Raw genomic sequence first — 2,182 nt, forward strand, 5'->3', positions numbered from 1 at the left:
GTCCCAAACGCCAGAGCAAAAGCGCTTTTGCTTTTCGTAGGAGCGAGCTTGCTCGCGAACGCTCTTCCCCGACGTTGACCCGCGCCACCACCGATGAACGGCCGGAAAATCGCCGTGCGCGTCGAATAACGCCCCGCGCTGGGGTGTTCACTCCTGGCCACCTTCGTGATTGCCAGGAGATTGCCGAAATGATCCCGCGCCCCGCCTTCCGCCTACCACTGCTGCTGTTGCTGGCCTGCCTGGGTGCCGCGCTTTCCGGCGGCCCGCTGCGTGCCGATGGTGGTGGTGGCGGCGACGATGACGACAGGTCCCAGGCCGCGCCCGACTGCCCGGCCGGCCAGGTCCGCGACCACGCCGAGGAACGCTGCGTCGAGCAGACCAGCGCCAGCCTGGGCGACGCCGACCGCACCGCCTACGCCTACCGCCTGGCCAAGGCCGGGCGCTACCAGGAGGCCCTGGCGCTGCTGGACACCCTGCGCCGGCCCGACACCGCCGAGGCCCTCAACTACCGCGGCTATGCCACGCGCAAGCTGGGTCGCGTGGACGAAGGCATCGGCTACTATCTGCAATCAGTACGCCTCGATCCGAAGTACGCCAAGGTACGCGAGTACCTGGGCGAGGCCTACGTGACCCAGGGGCGCCTGGACCTGGCCCGCGAGCAGTTGCGCAGCATCCAGGGGCTCTGCGGCACGGGGTGCGAGGAATACCGCGACCTGGCCCGGGCGATAGCCGGGTCCGCGCGACTATGAACGAGCGCAGCCAGACGCTGCGGCCGCTGGCATGGGAGCACCCGCGGACCCCGGTCGTCGTGCCCGAGCGTCATCCACCCGGCCCGCCGTCGCGGCGGCCGCGCAGCCCAGCGGAGGCGACCATCGCACAACCTGCGGATATTCGCGCCGAGATCGGCCAGTACCTGGCGCGCCTGTGGCGCTACGCCATGGTCCTGGCGCACCAGCCCCACGTCGCCGACGACCTGGTGCAGGCCACCTGCGTGAGGGCGCTGGAGCGCGCCGCCCAGTTCAGCGCCGGCAGCCGCCTGGATCGCTGGCTGTTCACCATCCTGCGTTCGATCTGGCTCAACGAGGTGCGCGCGCGGCGGGTGCGCAGTGGCCACGGGGTGGTGGACGCGGAGAGCGAACTGGTGTTCGACGGCGAGCGCCAGGCCCAGGCCGAGGTGCTCGCCAGCCAGGTGCTGCGGTACGTGGCGGCGCTGCCGGAAGCGCAGCGCGAGACGCTGTTCCTGGCCTATGTCGAGGGGCTCAGCTACCGCGAGGTGGCGGACATCCTCGGGGTGCCGGTGGGCACGGTGATGAGCCGCCTGGCGGCGGCGCGCTTGAAACTGGCGGAAGCCGCGGTGCCGGACGCGGAACCGGCCAGGGGAGGACGGCGATGAACGAACATGGCACAGGCCCGCGGGTTTCCGACGAGACTCTGGTCGCCTTCATCGACGGCGAGCTGGACGCCGAACAGGCCCGCGAAGTCGAGGCGCGGATAGCCGCCGACGCCGAGCTGGCCCAGCGTTTCGACAGCCTCTGCTGCGGTGGCCAGGGCCTGGCCGAGGCCTTCGACGCGCTGCTGGAGCGCGCCCCGCTGGAGCGCCTGGGCGCCGGCCTGGCCAGCCTGCCGCTGGCGCAGCCACGGGCGCCGCGCCGCCGTGGCCTGGCGCTGGCCGCGGCGGCCTGCCTGGTGCTGGGCATGGCCCTGGACCGCCTGCTGCTCGGCGGCCTGCCGCTGCACCACGAGGAAGACTTCAATTGGCGCCAGCGGGTGGCCGACTACATGTCGCTGTACACCGTGCAGACCCTCGACCACCTGCCCGGCGACCAGGCCATCCACCAGGCCCAACTGGCCACGGTGGGCGAGCGCCTGGGCCTGGCGCTGCCGGCGCCGGACCTGGCCCTGGAGGGCGCCCAGCTGCGCCGCGCGCAGATACTGGAGTACGACGGCATCCCCATCGCCCAGCTCACCTACCTGGACGAGCGCTACGGCCCCATGGCGCTGTGCATCACCCGCAGCGACGGCCGCGCCGCCGCGCCGCAGCAGGAGCGCCGCGAAGGCATGAACCTGGTGTACTGGCAGGACTCCGGCCACGCCTACCTGCTGATCGGCCACAACCCGCCGGAGGCCCTGCAGTCCATGGCCGCTGGCCTGCGCCAGCGCCTGGGGGGCGGGGGTGGGGTGT

3 protein-coding genes are annotated in these 2,182 nt (G+C 72.1%); all 3 read left to right on the top strand.

The genetic code is table 11. The features are described 5' to 3' along the window. The first annotated feature begins 188 nt into the window (after positions 1 to 188). A complete protein-coding gene (locus DK254_RS31130; protein ID WP_109936920.1) occupies positions 189 to 749 on the top strand; it encodes a tetratricopeptide repeat protein in 561 nt (186 codons plus the stop codon). Between the two features lie 152 nt (positions 750 to 901). Then, positions 902 to 1,393: an RNA polymerase sigma factor gene (locus DK254_RS31135; RefSeq protein WP_256596020.1), complete on the top strand. Its 492-nt coding sequence runs from the start codon at positions 902 to 904 to the stop codon at positions 1,391 to 1,393. Then, positions 1,390 to 2,182: anti-sigma factor (locus DK254_RS31140; RefSeq protein ID WP_218281469.1), on the top strand; the 793-nt coding region annotated here is incomplete at its 3' end. The genes DK254_RS31135 and DK254_RS31140, both read left to right, overlap by 4 nt.

It is taken from the genome of Pseudomonas sp. RW407, assembly GCF_003176655.1.
Classification (GTDB): domain Bacteria; phylum Pseudomonadota; class Gammaproteobacteria; order Pseudomonadales; family Pseudomonadaceae; genus Pseudomonas; species Pseudomonas delhiensis.

Coding starts and splice junctions, on each gene's coding strand:
- DK254_RS31130 (WP_109936920.1), top strand. CDS start 189: ATGATCCCGCGCCCCGCCTTCCGCCTACCACTGCTGCTGTTGCTGGCC.